This is a genomic window from Erwinia sp. INIA01, from assembly GCF_025947915.1.
Lineage (GTDB): Bacteria > Pseudomonadota > Gammaproteobacteria > Enterobacterales > Enterobacteriaceae > Erwinia > Erwinia coffeiphila.
In genome coordinates this window covers 107,742-122,406 of the sequence record NZ_JAPDNC010000005.1, presented here as the reverse complement: position 1 = coordinate 122,406, position 14,665 = coordinate 107,742, and the positions used below count along the sequence as shown (strand labels likewise).

The window sequence follows — 14,665 nt, the reverse complement described above, 5'->3', positions numbered from 1 at the left end:
CGTTCGCCTCTAACCCTTGCCCGCCGGGGCTTACACTCTGAATCCTTCTTTGTGCAAACGCTTACACAAACATTGCAAATATCTTGTAATCAAATGATAATGATTGTTATTATCTGTTAGAGTATTTAGTCGGTTGTTACCGGCCGCCTCCCTTCCTGTGTAGCAAAGTAATAACTGATTTATATTAATAACAAGTACCTGCATTCAGCGGGCGGGCTGAAAGAAAGTGCAGTTCAGGGGAATTTTATGCGCGTTTTAGTGGTTGATGATGATTCCACGCTTTGCCAGTGGCTGAGTGAGAAATTACACGCCCACGGACACTCCTGTCGTCTGGTTCACGACGGCGCGTTAGCGCTGGAAGCTATCGAACAGGAAGTCTATGACGTGGTTCTGCTGGACCGAATGCTGCCCGGAATGGACGGCTTCAGCGTCCTGCGTGCGCTTCAGGGCCGCCAGCATCCGCCGGTAATGCTGCTGTCGGCGCTCGATCGCGATATCGATCGGGTGATGGGCCTGGAACTGGGGGCCGAAGATTATATGGGCAAGCCGTTCAATATGAACGAACTGCGCCTGCGGCTGGATATTATCGTTGGCCGCGACAAGCGCCGCAGCGAGCACAGCCAGGTGCTGACGTTTGCCGATCTGAAAGTCGACTGCCTGCAGCGATCGGCCTGGCGCGGCGGCAAGCGCATTGAACTGACCGATAAAGAGATCAAGCTGCTGATGCTGCTGATGGAGCATCCCGGCAAAGTGCTCAGCCGCACGCTGCTGCTTGAGCGGGTCTGGGGCTATCAGTTCGATCCGCAAACCAACCTGATTGACGTACACCTGTCCAAGCTGCGGGCCAAGATCGATAAGGGCTTCTCGCTGCCGCTGATCCGTACTCTGCGCTCGGTGGGGTATTGCCTTGGTGAAGTGGAGAAGAGGTAGGGGTGTCGTCCGTTAACAATCTGCGCGAGCACGGCCTGCGCCTGCGTCTTTTCCGACGCCGGGCGCTGATGAAACTGCATCAGTGGCAGGCCATTCTTGCCAACTACGATCCGGCGTTTCTGTCGACCTCCAACTTTCGTCAGGCCATTACCATCGCCTATCTGTTTATGATGATGATGCTTGGCTGTATCGTTGGTGTGAGTGTGCTAAGTGAATCACTGTTACGTACCCACGTGCATGATATTATCACCAACGATATCTACAGCTATTCCGCTAAATCACGCTTGAAAACCAGCGAAAGCCTGGTGGATTTTTTGCGCCAGGAGCGCGACGAGCAGAGCGGCGAGCTGCCGATGGTAATGGTGCTGGCCGCTGACGGCGCGCTGATTTATCACAACGCGCCGGTGACGCCCGCGCGCGGCCACTGTGGCATGGATATTGAATGTCTGAAAGGTCTGCTCGGCGTGGCGGGCAGCAACCAGGTTATCGCGCTGGCGGTAAGGCTGGACGATGGTGCCACGTTCTTCCGCGCGTATAATATCGTGCCGATGATGGAGCGGCTGAGGACCATCCCGCTGGTGGCGGGGGCCGGGGTGTTTATTCTGCTGATGTGCTGCCTGCTGGTTAGCAGCCGCTTCAGTCAGCGTAACCTCAACAGCGTGCGGCAAATCCGCGAGGCGCTGCGCCGCTACAGCACCGGCGAGCAGCACGTGAGGATGCCTGTCTCACCGTGGGGCAACGATTTCGACGGACTGTGCACCGATATTAACCAGAATCTGGAGCGTATCGATCGCCTGATGAATCAGGTGCGCAGCACCGCCGGGCACGTGGCGCACGAGCTGCGGACGCCGCTGACGCATTTGCAGAATCGTCTGTTCAGCCTCGGCGAGCGCGACGATCTCAGCGGCAGCGTGCGGCGGGAGATCGACGCGGCGACTACCGAAGTGCAGGATGTGCTGGCGCTGTTCCGCAACGTGATGCGCATTGGTGAAATCGAAAGCGGCCGCTGCGTGCACCAGTTTGAACAGTTCAGCGCGCAGGATCTGCTGAACGATTTAGCCGAGTATTATCAGCCGCTGGCAGAAGAGAAACAGTGCCTGCTGGCGGTTGAACTGAAAGCCTCGATGCCGCTGTTTGGCGATCGGGCGCTGGTGTTCCAGGCGATGGCGAATCTGATTGAGAACTCGCTGAAGTACGCCGCCGAACGCGGACGGATCACTCTCAGCGTACAGCTGCATCGCGGCTGGCTGGCGCTGGTGGTGGCGGATCTGGGCCCGGGTATTGCACCCGACCTGTATCCGCGGGCGACGGAGCGCTTTGAACGACTGGGGCAGGACGGTACGCACAGTGGTTTTGGGCTCGGACTTTCGCTGGTAAAAGCGATTGCCGAATTACATCATGGTAAACTCTATTTTGGATCTGCCGATCCCGGGCTGGTGGTCTATTTGTGTCTTAATCGCAGCTAGTGAAGGATATCTCCAGGAAAGTCTTAGTATTAATCTGGCTATATTTATGCCATTTGTTCTTTGTGTAATATTATTTACCATTAAGAATTATTAATTCTCCCTCTACGCGCAGGGAATTATTCTCTGCGCGAATCCCCTGCAAAATATAATCCCTTCACGTAGTCCGGTTTTATTTTTCCGGGCAACGTTTCTCACCGCGAAAATTACGGTTATTCAGACAAGAAAATAGCGAAAATTAACGTATCTTAATCTTCGGCATCTTGTTGTTCGTGAGAATAAGTCTCATTATTGACGCCTCTGGTTGTGCTTCTGCCGTGCGCGGAAGGCAACGCAATAACCTGAAAGAGAGTAGCGGAATAATGAAACAGTTAAGTGCAAAACTGCGTGCCTTTTTCCATGACGAAAGCGGCGTAACAGCCATTGAATACGGCATTCTGGCAGCGGCGATGGCGGCAGCGATTGCGGCCATCTTCGGCGATGACGGTATCTTTGTGAAGGCGCTGAACGACAAGTTTACTCAGATTGCCGATCAGATCACCGGCTCCGGCACCACCACTAAATAATGGCGATACAGTCAGGCGTACAGATTGCCTGGTATGTCCTGCTGGTTGTTGGTTTGCTGTGGTGTGTGTTTAGCGACCTGCTGCAGCGGCGCATTCCCAACCGCGCCGTGCTGCTGCTGTTACTGGGCTTTCTGGCGCTTTGCGCGCTGGCGGCTGAAGGAATAGCCGGTCCGCTACCGCGCATTTCCGGGACCCTGCTTCAGGCGTTACCCGGTGCCGGTCTGGTGTTTGTCATTGGTTTCGCGATGTTTTTGACCGGCCGTCTGGGTGCCGGAGATGTGAAACTGATGAGCGTGCTCTGCCTCTGGGTTGGCTATGGGCATCAAACCCGGTTTGTGATGATCACCGCGATTGCAGGTGGGGTACTGGCGCTGGCGCTGCCGCTGCTGAATACCTTAACCACCGGTATTGCGTTGTTTATTGAACGGTTGAACAGCAACTTACGGATAAATATTACACCGCCGCCGGTATTACCCGATGAATTATCACGGGGTATTCCCTACGGAATTGCCATTGCATTTGGTGCGGCTTATATCCTTATTTGGCCTCAGTTCTGAATAAAAGAATCTGAACCGGTAAATATAAAAAAATGAAAATTAATTCAACGGTATTATTAGCCGGGGCGCTAATTGCTGCCGGTGTGGTCGCGTTGGTCGTCCGCAGCCAGCTCTCTGCACCGGTTGCTAAACAGGCGGCAAAGGCTCCAGTGGAAAAAACCGCAGTATTAGTCGCCGCGCGCGATCTCTCTCCGGGTGATTTTATCGATCCCTCTGCCCTACGCTGGGAAGAAACGGCGGAGTCCGTTTCCCGCTCGTTTTATTTCGTCAGCGGTAAAGACTCAGAAAATAAACTGTTCGGCGCCACGCTGCGCGAACGTATTCCGGCAGGCACCCGCCTCAGCAGCAATATGCTGGTTCGTCCAAACGAACCTGGATTTGTCGCCGCCGTGCTGCATCCGGGTATGCGTGCCATCTCTATCCCGACCAGCGCCGTCGCCAGCAACTCCGGTCTGGTTTCCGCCGGTGACCGCGTGGATGTGATCCTCAGCCTGCGCCGCGACGAACAGCCAGAACTGGCTCCCACCGCCGATAAACCCGTTGTCGTACCCATGCTGGCCGCCCAGACCGTGGCGCGCAATCTGCGGGTACTGGCGATGAACAGCCAGACCGACACCGACGTGCGTCCGCGCCAGGACGTTGACGGCGACGCGACGGGTAAAAATGCCCCGGCGCGCCCGCGCAATCCGGTCTATCAAACCGTGACCGTGGAAGCCACGCCGCAGCAGGCGGAGGTGCTTGCCGTAGCCAAAGAGGTCGGTTTGCTACAGCTGGCGCTGCGCAGTCCGGTTGAGGTCGTGGATGATGCGGATGAAGGATTGACGCCCGTTACTCGCCTGGCCGATACCACCAGCATTTACGGCGGTTCACAGGGCAATGTGAAGGTGAAAACGTTCCGGGCCGATAAGCAGGACGTGCAGCAGTTCCCGGCAAGATGACAGCGTGCTGCCGCAGGTTGCGGCAGCACGGATGAGATAATCCCAGTCACGGATATTCCTAAATGAAGATGAAACCTACCGACTTTTGCCGCCGCCCGGCTGGCAAACGATTGCTGACGGCCGTCAGCTGGGTGTTAGCCACCCTGGTACTGCCAGCGGCTGCGGTCACCCAGATTGACGCCACCAGCGAGATCCACCTGAACGTTCACCAGGGGCGCATGCTGCAGCTGGATGAAGTCCCGGACAGCGTGCTGGTTGCCGACCCGGAAATCGCCAGCTTTGAGCTGCCATCCCCGGGCAATGTGTTTGTCTATGCCAAAACCGTCGGCACCACCACGCTGTATGCGATGGATGCCGACGGCCAGGTGATCAGCGCGATTCGCCTGGTAGCCGAGCACGACCTGGCGGCGCTGAAAGAGCGTCTGCGCCGTGAGTTCCCGGATGCACAGATCCAGCTGGAAGCCTCGGTGCCGAGCGGCGTGATCGTGCGCGGCAGCGTGGAAACTCCGCAGGATGCCAAGAAAGTTATCGACAGCGTGCAGGCATGGATCGGTTCTTCCGGCGGCGCGGGTGGATCGGGTGGCGGTAGCGGTGGCGGACAAGGCGGCGGAGCCGGTGGTGGTTCTGGCGGCGGTGGCGGTTCAGGCAACGCTCAGCCTGGCTCCAGCACCACGTCACCCAACGTAGTGAACCAGCTGAAGGTGCGTACCCCTTCACAGATCAACATTCGCGTTCGCGTGGTGGAAGTCTCCCGCAAGCTGACCCACGAACTGGGCTTTAACTGGGATGCCTCGCTGAATCGCGGCGGCAACAGCTTCGGCTTCGGCAGCGGTGCGTTGACCGACTTCTTCAGCGCCACCAGCAACACCTTCACCCGTGAAGGCGGCAGCGGCATGCTGGGCTACAGCAGCACCGGCAGCGACGGTTCGCTGAGCACGCTGCTCTCGGCGATGAACTCGCAGGGCCTGGCCTCGGTGCTTGCCGAGCCGAACCTGACGGCGATGTCCGGTGAAACCGCCGCGTTTGCCGCCGGTGGTGAGGTGCCGATTGTTCTGGTCACCGGCAACAGCATCAGCATCGACTACAAATCCTACGGCGTGATCCTGCGCATGACGCCAACCCTGCTGTCGGGCAACCGCATCAGTCTGCATATTGCACCGGAAGTCAGCGAGCTGACTTCGGTCGGTTCGGTTCAGCTGGAAGGGGGGTCCACCATTCCTGCACTGACCGTGCGCCGTGCCGACACCACCGTCGAGCTGGCCAGCGGACAGAGTTTTGCCCTGGCAGGCATGTTGCGCAGCAGCAACAGCCAGACGGTAGACGGCGTGCCGGGTCTGTCATCTATTCCGGTGGTGGGCCGCATGTTTGAGAAAGAGTCAACCAGCAGCGAAGAAACCGAACTGGTGATCATCGCCACCGCCTACGTGGTTGCCCCGGTAAGCGCCGGTCAGCTGCAAACCCCGGGCAGCGGCGTGAAGATGATCGATGCCGTAACTCCTGAATTCGGTGCCGCTGGCTACCTCTACTGACAGGCGATAAACATGAAAAATTATTCTTTATTTACCCTGCGCCTGAGCGGTATTGCGCTGCTGATGACCACGCTGGCCGCGTGCAGCGACCGCGATATCAGCGCCGAACGCATGGAGCGTTTCAATCAGCCGGATCTGGCGGCGGTGAAGGTGAAGCCGTCCTCGCTGGCGGTCAATCTTCAGGTCGATCGTAACGGCCAGGGGCTGACCCCGGAATCGCTGGCGGCGGTTAATCAGCTGCTGAAACAGCAGGGCAGGCTGGAAAAACAGACCCTGACGCTGACCCCGTGGACCCCACGCGGCGAACAGCTGGCGAATCGTCTGGCGAACGCCTTACAGAATGCCGGTGCCGACAAGCGCCACATACGGGTGATGGGCCGCGTGCCGTCCGCCGGGCGCGGTGGCGATCTGCAACTGCAGTCGCAGGCGCTGGCGGTGACCAACACCCGCTGTCAGATCAACGATCCCAACCTGCTGATGGTCAAGCCGTATGAGGCCGTGGGCTACCTCGGCTGTGCCAACCAGAGCAACCTGGCGCAGATGGTGGCGGACCCGCGCGATCTGATCCAGGCGCGCAGCCTGGATGATGCCGACGGCGTGGTGATCGTCAACAGCATCGAACGCTACCAGCAGAACGAGGTGAAAGACCTCATCGACATTAACTTCGACGAAGATTAACGGAAGGTTAAGCGTATGAGCGAGGCAACGAATTCCGCCCAGCAGGAAGGCGAAGAGTGGGGCACCGGACTGGTGGCGTTTATCCAGGGCAGCGGGCCGCAGAGCCAGCTGCGTGAAGATCTGGCGCGGCTGAAGCGCAGCGATGCGCAGGTGCTGGCCGGTGGCCTGAGCGCCGCCGCGCAGTGGTGCGAAGTGAATCTGCCGCCGCAGGTGCTGCTGGTGGATCTGGACGGCGAAGCCTGGCCGCTGCCAGCGCTGGAAAGCCTGATGGCGATGTGCGGCCCGCAGACGCGGATTATCGCGCTCGGACAGGGGCAGGATATTGGTCTGTACCGCGCGCTGTTGCAGCTGGGTGTGACCGAGTATCTGGTGAAACCCTGCACCCTCGATCTGCTCTCCGCCACGCTGGCGAAATGCGACGGCCAGCAGTCCGGCCCGGAATATGCCCGCACCGGGCGCACCGTGGCGGTTGTCGGTGCCAGCGGCGGCGTGGGCACCAGCACTGTTGCTGCCGGGCTGGCACAGCTGATGTCCGGCGAACGGCATCTGCCGGTGGCGCTGGTGGACTTCGACCGCCGCCACGGCGATCAGCTGCTGCTACAGGGCGTAAGCGAGAGCGGTGGCCTGTCGGCGGTGCTGGAAAGCAGCCAGCTGGATACCCGTCTTCTCCAGCGCGCGATGTTGCAGGTGGACACCCGTCTGCACCTGCTGGCGCAAAAACCGGATTTAGGCCCGCTGAGCGAACCGGATGCCGACGCGGTGCTGCACCTCGGCGGCAGCCTGTGCCGCATGTTCAATCAGGTGGTGTGGGATCTTCCCGGCTCGTTCCCGAACGGCGCGCTGGATGTGATCTGCTGTGCTGACCTGCGCATTATCGTCACCGAACTGACGGTGCAGGACGCGCGCAACGTTAAGCGCATCATCCAGGCCATCGGCGACGAGAGCGAAGGGCAGCGGCTGATGCTGGTGCATAACCAGAGCCACTATGCCGCCGCCGCACCGCTGACCCGCGCGCAGTTTGAAGCGCTGGTTGGCCGTCCGCTGGACCTTGTGCTGCCGCATGCCGGTGTTGGACTCGGGCAGAGCCTGAGCCTGGGGGCGCTGGATCTGGCCGCCAGCGGTCCATTCCGCCAGGCGATGCGCCAGCTGGTGGATCTCGCCTGCGGGCAGCGTCTGCAGCCGGTGAAAAAGAACTGGCTGAACGGCCTGCTTAAGCGCGCCTGAGCGAACTAACGTGAGGAAAAATCCCATGCTGATGCGTAAACCCGCGCCCCCGCGCCGCGAAGAGCCGGTCAGAAAACCGGACGCCGCACCGCAGGCGGCCAGCGTTGCCGAAGTGCCGGAGCCGCGCCAGGTTTCTGCCGCGCCGCGCCCGCAGGTGGAAAGCCGCAACGGCAACCGTCGACTGATCCGTTCGCAGCTTTACGACCTGATCGATGCCGGTCGTGCAGCGGCGATGTCCCGCGACAAGCTGCTGCTGCAAATCCAGTCGGCCATTCGCCAGCTGTGTGATGATCAGCGCCTGCAGCTGTCGCGGCAGGAAGAAGAGCTGATTGCCGGTGAAATGCTGGACGAGATGACCGGTATCGGTCCGATCCAGCCGCTGCTGTCTGACGACACGGTCAACGACATTCTGGTTAACGGTGCCGGACAGGTGTTTGTCGAGCGCTTCGGCAAGCTGGAGCTGTCGCCGATCACCTTTATCGACGAAGAGCACGTCTTTAACACCGCCCAGCGCATTGCCGCCGGTGTGGGTCGCCGCATTGATGAATCCAGCCCGATGGTCGATGCCCGTCTGCCGGACGGCAGCCGCGTCAACGTCATTACCTATCCGCTGGCGATCGACGGCACCACCATCTCGATCCGTAAATTTATGCGACGCAACCTGTCGCTGGAGCACCTGGCCTCGCAGGGCTGTATGTCTCCGGCGATGGCGGACGTGCTGAACAAAGCGATGCAGGCGCGGCTGAACGTGATTGTTTCCGGCGGAACCGGTGCCGGTAAAACCACGCTGCTGAACGCGCTGTCGCAGAAAATCGACAGCACCGACCGCATTATCACCATCGAAGATGCCGCCGAGCTGCAATTGCAGCAGGAGCACGTGGTACGCCTGGAAACGCGCCCGGTCAGCGCCGAGGGCAGCGGCAAAGTCGACCAGCGTGACCTGATGCGTAACGCCCTGCGTATGCGTCCGGACCGCATTATTTTGGGTGAGGTGCGCGGCGGCGAGTGCTTCGACATGCTGCAGGCGATGAACACCGGCCACGACGGTTCGCTGTGTACCGTGCACGCTAACACCACCCGCGATGCGGTTCAGCGCCTGGAAAACATGGTGATGATGGCCAACATGCAGCTGCCGCTGATGGCTATCCGCCGCCAGATCTCCAGCGCGGTACATCTGATCGTACAGATTGAGCGTATGCGCGACGGTATGCGCCGCGTGGTGGCGGTCAGCGAACTGTGCGGCATGGAAAACGAGGTGCTGCAAATGCAGGACCTGTTCAACTTCCGCGTCACCGGTTCAGATGGCCAGGGACGCATCACCGGCGAATACGTGCAGACCATCCAGCGCCCGCAGTTCTACGCGGACAAAGCGCACCTGTTCGATGCGCATTAAGGGAGCCTGATGAACGCGTTTAAGCTGAATCTGATCACCGGGCTGGTATTTCTCAGCGTGCTGATTGTGGTGCTGGCCGTCAGCCACTGGCGGCGTCAGCGCCAGCTGGACGAACAGCGCCGCCTGCGCTTCGCACAAATTCTCGGTGAGGGGGCGGAAGCCGCCGGTGAAGAGGATGTGTCGATTCTGCGCAGCCAGGCGCAGACGCCGCTGGCCTCGGTGCCGCTGCTCGGGCCGCTGCTGGCGAAACTGTGGCAGCAGCTGGCGTTTATCGGCTGGCAGCCAACCTTGCGCAAGCGCCTGCTGATCCTTTCCGCCGTCGGGCTGCTGGTCGGTATGACCCTTGGCCAGCGCACACCGATGCCGCTGACCTTTGGCCTGCTGTTCTCCGTGTTGGTCACGCTGGCGATCGCCGTGCTGCTGTTCCGCAGCAGCCTGCAAAAACACCTGCATCAGCTGCGCGAAGGGCTGCCGGATGCCATTGACGCCATCACCCGCAGCGTGCGCGCCGGGGTGCCGATGGCCGAATATCGCTTCTTCGCGGTGATCCTGATTATCAACCAGGAAGCGGGTGGTCGTCTGGGGGAAACCCTGGAGCGGCTTGCCACCACGCTGCGCCAGCGCCGCGAGCTGGCGATGAAGGTGCAGTCGAAAACCTCAGAGGCCCGCGCGTCGGCCAAGATCGTCGCCGCGCTGTTCCCCTGCTGCCTGGGCTACATGTACCTCAAATCGCCGGAGGACATCACCTTCCTGTTCAGCGATCCGGTGGGCAGCACCATTCTGATTTACGCGCTGTGCAGCATCACGCTGGGCATGTTGATCACCCATCTGATGGTTAAACGCATCGCGTAAGGAGCCGTAAACCATGAGTCATAACCCGGATTCTATGCTGTGGCTGGCGCTGCTGCTGATTGTTGCTGGCCTGTGGCTGCTGCTGAGAAGCCGCCGCAGCGGCGCGTTGCAGCGCCTGCAGGCGCGGCTGGCACCGCATATCGGTGGCGGTGACGCAGAGCAGGGCGGCACGGCGGATGAACTGAGCATTCTGCGTAATCAGGGGGCCGCACTGTCGCCGCAGCTGGAGAAAGTTCTGCTGCCGGTGGCGAGTTTCGGCGAGCGCATGGCGGGGTCGGACCGCGATCGCCAGCAGCTGCGCCGTCTGCTGGATCTGGCCGGATTCCGCCGCGTGGAAACGCTTGGCTGGCTGCTGAGCGGCAAGCTGGCTTTCGGCGTGGCGCTGGGATTACTGCTTAACATCGGCGCACTGCCCGCCGGGGATCGCTTCAGCCTGACCGGGCTGGCGGCGATGCTGATTGGCTTTTTCGTTGGCGGGCTGCTGCCGGAGTTCTGGCTGAAGATGCGCGCCGCCGGTCGCGGTGAGAAGCTGGCCCGTGCGGTGCCCGATGCGCTGGATCTGATGGTGGTCTGCGCTGAAGCGGGCCTGCCGATTGGCCGTGTTTTGCAGGTGGTCTCGAAAGAGCTGGGCCTGTCCGCACCGGAAATGGCCGACGAGCTGCGCTATACCGCCGCCGAACTGCAAATTCTTGCCGACCGTAACACCGCGCTGTATCACCTGGCCGAACGCACCCGCGTGGCGGAAATCGAAAGTATGGTCGCCACCCTGCTGCAGGCGGAGCGCTACGGCACACCGCTTTCCGCCGCGCTGCGTACCATCGCCGATGAAAGCCGTAAAACCCTGCTGCTGACCCTGGAAGAGAAGGCCGGGAAGCTGCCCGCGCAGCTAAGCGTACCGCTGATGGCCCTTATTCTGCCGCCGATTATCGCCATTATGGCCGCTCCCGCGCTGCTGCGCGTGATCCGCCTGCTGGCCCAATAACGAGAGATCCTGAAATGCTGATGAAAAACGCTCCGTCACTGTTTACCCCGCGCCTGCTGCTGGCGCTGATCTGCGGCCTGATGCTGGCCGGGTGCAGTTCCGGCCTGGCCCTGAAAGGCAGCAAAGATGAAGGGCTGAAGCTGGCGCGCCTGCTGCGCGATCAGGGTCGGCTGGAAGCAGCCAGCGAAGTCTATGCCCGCCTGGATGCACGCGGCAAGCTGAGCGGGGCCGAGATGCTGGAATACGCCACCGTCAGCGCACCGGTGCAGCAGCCTGCTCAGGCGCTGGCGCTGTATGGCCGTGCCCGCAACGCGCTGGGCGGCAATATCGACAAAATGGCGGACACCGAAGCGCTGGCACTGTGCCTCGGCATGGGCCGTGCCGAGCTGGCGCTGGGCCGCATGACCACCGCCGGAAAAGACTTCGAGTGCGCGCTGCGCCGCGACGGCAGCAACGCCACTGCACTCAACGGCATGGGCGTACTACTTGATGCCCAGGGCCGCCACGACGAGGCCCGCCGCCGCTTCGAGCAGGCGCTGCAAAGCGAGCCGGGCAACGTGGCGGTGATGAACAACCTCGCGCTCTCCTGGCTCTCCAGCGGTCAGCCGGATCGCGCCATCGGCCAGCTGCGCACCGCCGATATGAACAACCCGTCGCTGCGCCTGAATCTGGCGCTGGCGTATCTCTACAAAGGGGATGAGTCCGCCGCGCGCGACACGCTGTCCCATCTGGCCGCGTCCGACCGCATCGACGGGCTGATCGCCACGCTGAGCACCCGCGCCGACGAGCTGAAACAGAAAGGCGGTAACGGCAATCCGCTGCTGCTGGCCAGCACCCAGATGCTGCCGCTAAGCGAAAACGCCCAATGACAGGCGGAAAACTGCGCCGCCTCTCCGCCGCCGCCCGCTGCGAACGCGGGGTGATTGCCACCGAGCTGGCGTTCCTTGCGCCGGTGGTGCTGGTGGGCGTGATGATGTTGTTTGAGCTGGCGCGCATCGGTCTGGTGATCGGCATCGGCAGCGTGGCGCTGGATAACGCCGTGCAGTCGTTTCGCCTGGATACGCTGGAAAGCGAAAGCGCCAGCGATATGGCCGATTCGTTGCGTAGCCGCATGGTGAAAGCGGGCTACGGCTATATCTCCGCCGACGATCTGTCGGTCAGCGTGCTGCACTTTGACAGCCTGAGCGAGCTGGGGGGCCTGACGGTATCCGACGACGAGCAGGGCGAAAACCGCCAGAAGCTGCCGGTCTGGTCGGTGACCGTACAGATCAAAAAGGAGTTTCTCTCGCCGCTGCCGGAAGTGTTGTCGCTGGGGAACACCTTCCGCTACCAGTACAAACACGTTTTCGGCACGGAACTGAACGATGAATAACCTTCTGCGTCGCCTGTGGCGGCAACAGCACGGCTCGCTGGCGGTGGAAACCGCGCTGGCGCTGCCGATTGTGCTGGCGGCAGGGGCGGTACTCACCGACCTGATTACCGTTGAGCTGGAGCGCGAGCATATGGAGCAGCGCGCCGGGGCGATTGCCTCAGTGCTGGCGATGCAAAGTGAACTGAGCCGCCAGGGTCTGAGCGGGCTGCTTGCCGCGAGTATCCCCGATGAAAACACCGGCAGCTACCAGCTGAATATCGCCAATGTGCGGCAGAACGGCCAGGTCTACTGGCAGCTGTTGCGCGGCAATAACACCGGTATCTGCACCGATAACGTGGTGCCGACAGGTAGCACCTGGCCCGGTGAACTGCCGGAAGTGAATGAAGAGTCGGGTAAAGAGAATGTGTCGATGATTGTGGTGGAACTGTGCCGCAACGGCAGCGATATCACCATGCTGGGTGGCCTGACGGTGAAAAACCAGCTGAAGGTTTCAGCCATTAACCGTGTTACCCGCAATACCCTGACGCTGGACGCCACGCTGGCGGCGGAAGCCGGGCTGGAGGAAGGCGCCGATGAATAACTCCCTCAGCGTACTGAACCGCGCGGTTCGCCGTTTCTGCCGCCAGGAAAAAGGCGCAGGAACCGCTTTTTACGTGCTGGGCATGATGGCGCTGCTGGTCAGCGGGGCCTTTATCCTCGACAGCGTACAGACCACAGGCGACGCGGCGCAGATCAAGCGCGCGGCGGATGCGGCGGCGCTGGCGGTAGGGCGCGAGTCGTTGATTAAAAATAACAGCAGCTTTGGCGACGGCGAAAAGCAGCAGCTGGCCTGGGAATACGTGCGGACCAACCTCGGCCTCAACAACCGTCTGGCGGAACAGCTGCGCATTTCCGATATTGCGGTCAGCGAAGGGCGGACGGATAAAGCCCATCGCACCTTTACCGTTAGCGTCAGCTACGCCAGCGATCCCGAACTGCTGGATGTCGGCTCGCAGGAGCAGGAGATCTATTCCACCGCCGAGGTGATTTATCGCCCGGCAGAACTGGCGATGATTCTGCCGAACACCTCCAGCGAGCAGGCTGGCGACCTGGCTGTGCTGCGCCGCCTGACCAATACCTTTGCCGATGATTTTCTCACCGACTTCCCCGATCGGCGGATGGCGCTGGTGCCCTACAGCCAGTCCGTCAGCGTCTGGGACGCCGATAACTGGAGCACCCGCATTCGCAGCTGGTCGCTGACTCAGGCGCTGACGCCGGTCGAACTGACGTCGCTGTTTCGGAACAACGACTACGGTATTGCCAGCATGGCCAGCCGCATGATGCCCGATTTGCAGTCGAAGCGGATGTGCCTCTATCGCGGGCTGGATCAGGGGGATAACTACTTCTGGGAAGAGGCACCGGCCAAAAGTTTCTGGATACATTATCGCCACGATCTGCCGATTAACGCCACCTGGATGCCGTTTATTCAGTGGGTGGGGCCGAACCCGGACTTCGGGCAGGCCACCGGAGTGAACGACACGCGCTTTATCGTCGGCGATAAGGGCTGCCCGACGGCGGCGCTGCTGCCGCTGACCGACGATCTCGGCAAGATCTCCGACCGCCTTGACCAGATGGAATCGCAGTTCAACGTTAACTACGCCATTGCCATGGGCTGGGGCGCAATGGCGCTGTCCCCGGCATTCCGCGGCGGTGACGGCTGGGGCGACAGTGAATACCCGCTGGACTTTAACGACAGCGGCAGCGGCAACCTGAAAGTGATTGTGATGATGGCCAACACCACCGGCGACTGGTTCGACACCGACTCCTACAACGCCTGGGTGGGCGAGGCGATCGACGGCGGCGAAGAAACCGGCCAGGCCACCACGGCCGCCACCGCGCGCTTCCGTTCGCTGTGCGAAAGCTTCCGCAATCGCGATATCAAGTTCTATTTCATCGGCGTGCGGCCGGGCGATCCGGAAGATTTTGGACGCGGGCTGTTTGACCGCATTGCGCTGCCCGGATTGCAGGTGTGTACCAATAACAATGGCGGTTCGGTGGAGTTTGCCGACAGTTCCAGCTTCTCCGGGGCAGAAGGTCAAATCAGCAACAAGCTGGATGACATTCTGGCGAGTATCGATAAACAGAGTAGTTCCGTACGCCTGATCGAGTAATTCATCCGGCAGAACGCGTTAATTATTAGGT

15 protein-coding genes are annotated in these 14,665 nt (G+C 60.8%); all 15 read left to right on the top strand.

Annotated features, from left to right (window positions below):
• The first annotated feature begins 246 nt into the window (after nt 1-246).
• The 15 genes from OMR58_RS10700 to OMR58_RS10630 all read left to right on the top strand — a co-directional run bounded on the left by OMR58_RS10700 (nt 247) and on the right by OMR58_RS10630 (nt 14,634).
• Nucleotides 247-930 (top strand): response regulator transcription factor, encoded by a 684-nt coding sequence (locus OMR58_RS10700; RefSeq protein ID WP_105594307.1) that lies wholly within the window; start codon nt 247-249, stop codon nt 928-930.
• 2 nt (nt 931-932) lie between these two features.
• Nucleotides 933-2,396, top strand: coding sequence for a HAMP domain-containing sensor histidine kinase (locus OMR58_RS10695; RefSeq protein ID WP_347710566.1), 1,464 nt, complete (start codon nt 933-935; stop codon nt 2,394-2,396).
• 359 nt (nt 2,397-2,755) lie between these two features.
• Nucleotides 2,756-2,959 carry a Flp family type IVb pilin gene (locus OMR58_RS10690; RefSeq protein ID WP_105594308.1) on the top strand — a complete coding sequence of 68 codons (204 nt, stop codon included), beginning with the start codon at nt 2,756-2,758 and terminating at the stop codon, nt 2,957-2,959.
• On the top strand, nt 2,959-3,516 hold the full coding sequence (locus OMR58_RS10685; RefSeq protein ID WP_105594309.1) for an A24 family peptidase: 558 nt from the start codon (nt 2,959-2,961) through the stop codon (nt 3,514-3,516). Before OMR58_RS10690 ends, OMR58_RS10685 begins: the two co-directional genes overlap by 1 nt.
• 32 nt (nt 3,517-3,548) lie before the next feature.
• Entirely contained in the window at nt 3,549-4,454 is a 906-nt protein-coding gene (gene cpaB / locus OMR58_RS10680; RefSeq protein WP_200562591.1) for a Flp pilus assembly protein CpaB, read from the top strand.
• A gap of 62 nt (nt 4,455-4,516) precedes the next feature.
• Nucleotides 4,517-5,983: a type II and III secretion system protein family protein gene (locus OMR58_RS10675; protein WP_200562593.1), complete on the top strand. Its 1,467-nt coding sequence runs from the start codon at nt 4,517-4,519 to the stop codon at nt 5,981-5,983.
• Nucleotides 5,984-5,995: 12 nt separating this feature from the next.
• Nucleotides 5,996-6,661, top strand: a complete 666-nt coding sequence (locus OMR58_RS10670; protein ID WP_200562595.1) for a CpaD family pilus assembly lipoprotein — start codon at nt 5,996-5,998, stop codon at nt 6,659-6,661.
• Between the two features lie 15 nt (nt 6,662-6,676).
• Complete coding sequence (locus tag OMR58_RS10665) at nt 6,677-7,885, top strand: AAA family ATPase (protein WP_105594313.1); 1,209 nt, start codon at nt 6,677-6,679, stop codon at nt 7,883-7,885.
• A gap of 25 nt (nt 7,886-7,910) precedes the next feature.
• Nucleotides 7,911-9,278 (top strand): CpaF family protein, encoded by a 1,368-nt coding sequence (locus tag OMR58_RS10660; RefSeq protein WP_200562597.1) that lies wholly within the window; start codon nt 7,911-7,913, stop codon nt 9,276-9,278.
• 9 nt (nt 9,279-9,287) lie between these two features.
• Nucleotides 9,288-10,130: a type II secretion system F family protein gene (locus OMR58_RS10655; protein ID WP_264545886.1), complete on the top strand. Its 843-nt coding sequence runs from the start codon at nt 9,288-9,290 to the stop codon at nt 10,128-10,130.
• Nucleotides 10,131-10,143: 13 nt separating this feature from the next.
• Nucleotides 10,144-11,112, top strand: a complete 969-nt coding sequence (locus OMR58_RS10650; RefSeq protein ID WP_264545885.1) for a type II secretion system F family protein — start codon at nt 10,144-10,146, stop codon at nt 11,110-11,112.
• Nucleotides 11,113-11,126: 14 nt separating this feature from the next.
• A complete protein-coding gene (locus tag OMR58_RS10645) occupies nt 11,127-11,981 on the top strand; it encodes a tetratricopeptide repeat protein (protein ID WP_105594317.1) in 855 nt (284 codons plus the stop codon).
• Complete coding sequence (locus OMR58_RS10640) at nt 11,978-12,484, top strand: TadE/TadG family type IV pilus assembly protein (RefSeq protein ID WP_264545884.1); 507 nt, start codon at nt 11,978-11,980, stop codon at nt 12,482-12,484. The genes OMR58_RS10645 and OMR58_RS10640 overlap by 4 nt, the downstream gene beginning before the upstream one ends.
• Entirely contained in the window at nt 12,477-13,064 is a 588-nt protein-coding gene (locus tag OMR58_RS10635; protein ID WP_264545883.1) for a TadE/TadG family type IV pilus assembly protein, read from the top strand. The genes OMR58_RS10640 and OMR58_RS10635 overlap by 8 nt, the downstream gene beginning before the upstream one ends.
• The gene (locus OMR58_RS10630) at nt 13,057-14,634 is read left to right on the top strand and encodes a hypothetical protein (RefSeq protein ID WP_264545882.1); all 1,578 of its coding nucleotides are present in this window, start codon (nt 13,057-13,059) and stop codon (nt 14,632-14,634) included. Before OMR58_RS10635 ends, OMR58_RS10630 begins: the two co-directional genes overlap by 8 nt.
• The last annotated feature ends 31 nt before the right edge of the window (nt 14,635-14,665 follow it).

Bases quoted from the DNA above. Each gene is read 5' to 3' on its own strand.
- OMR58_RS10700 (WP_105594307.1), top strand. From the start codon at position 247: ATGCGCGTTTTAGTGGTTGATGATGATTCCACGCTTTGCCAGTGGCTG.
- OMR58_RS10690 (WP_105594308.1), top strand. From the start codon at position 2,756: ATGAAACAGTTAAGTGCAAAACTGCGTGCCTTTTTCCATGACGAAAGC.
- OMR58_RS10685 (WP_105594309.1), top strand. From the start codon at position 2,959: ATGGCGATACAGTCAGGCGTACAGATTGCCTGGTATGTCCTGCTGGTT.
- cpaB (WP_200562591.1), top strand. From the start codon at position 3,549: ATGAAAATTAATTCAACGGTATTATTAGCCGGGGCGCTAATTGCTGCC.
- OMR58_RS10675 (WP_200562593.1), top strand. From the start codon at position 4,517: ATGAAGATGAAACCTACCGACTTTTGCCGCCGCCCGGCTGGCAAACGA.
- OMR58_RS10670 (WP_200562595.1), top strand. From the start codon at position 5,996: ATGAAAAATTATTCTTTATTTACCCTGCGCCTGAGCGGTATTGCGCTG.
- OMR58_RS10665 (WP_105594313.1), top strand. From the start codon at position 6,677: ATGAGCGAGGCAACGAATTCCGCCCAGCAGGAAGGCGAAGAGTGGGGC.
- OMR58_RS10660 (WP_200562597.1), top strand. From the start codon at position 7,911: ATGCTGATGCGTAAACCCGCGCCCCCGCGCCGCGAAGAGCCGGTCAGA.
- OMR58_RS10655 (WP_264545886.1), top strand. From the start codon at position 9,288: ATGAACGCGTTTAAGCTGAATCTGATCACCGGGCTGGTATTTCTCAGC.
- OMR58_RS10650 (WP_264545885.1), top strand. From the start codon at position 10,144: ATGAGTCATAACCCGGATTCTATGCTGTGGCTGGCGCTGCTGCTGATT.
- OMR58_RS10645 (WP_105594317.1), top strand. From the start codon at position 11,127: ATGCTGATGAAAAACGCTCCGTCACTGTTTACCCCGCGCCTGCTGCTG.
- OMR58_RS10640 (WP_264545884.1), top strand. From the start codon at position 11,978: ATGACAGGCGGAAAACTGCGCCGCCTCTCCGCCGCCGCCCGCTGCGAA.
- OMR58_RS10635 (WP_264545883.1), top strand. From the start codon at position 12,477: ATGAATAACCTTCTGCGTCGCCTGTGGCGGCAACAGCACGGCTCGCTG.
- OMR58_RS10630 (WP_264545882.1), top strand. From the start codon at position 13,057: ATGAATAACTCCCTCAGCGTACTGAACCGCGCGGTTCGCCGTTTCTGC.